The sequence below is a fragment of the Acidobacterium sp. FHG110202_01 genome, assembly GCF_059115305.1.
The window spans coordinates 1-586 of record NZ_JBZYWJ010000028.1; the positions used below are offsets into that span (position 1 = coordinate 1).

Annotated in this window: 1 pseudogene; it reads left to right on the plus strand. The window is 61.4% G+C overall.

Annotated features, from left to right (window positions below):
* Positions 1–57: 57 nt before the first annotated feature.
* Positions 58–586, plus strand: a pseudogene (locus AC5S16_RS23175) (hypothetical protein); the annotation flags it as partial.

The window sequence follows — 586 nt, forward strand, 5'->3', positions numbered from 1 at the left end:
TTCTGCACCCTGCACCCTGCACCCTGCGCGCTGAGCGCTGCACCCTGAGGAGAACCCATGTACAACGAATGCCGCCACCTCTTCACCAGCGGCACCAAATGCAGGCAGGCAGCACTCAAAGAACAGCCCTTCTGCACCTACCACAGAAACACCCGCCAGCGCCCCTCGCCCAGCAACACCCCCTACGATCCCCACGGAGACCCCGAGCACTTCGTCCTCAATCTCCCCGTCTGCGACGACCCCGACTCGATCCAGCTCGCCATCTCCGACGTCGTCGTCCACCTGGCCGCCGACATGCTCGACTCAAAACGCGCCAAAATCCTCCTCTACGGCCTCCAGGTCTCCTCCCAGCACTACAGAGGAACGAAAGGAAAGCAGGTCAAGGGAGAAAAAGAAACCGAACTGAAACAGGACGTCGTCCGCGAAGTCTACACCCACACCGACGGCACCCAGATCGGCCCGGAGGTCCAAACCCCTGACCCCGAAGACATCCCGAAAAAGCGCCCGCCGAGCCTGGGCCGCTTCCTGTTGGAGAAGGCAGTAGAAACAGGGTTCGTCACCGACCCGGAAGCCAAAAAGATGCTCG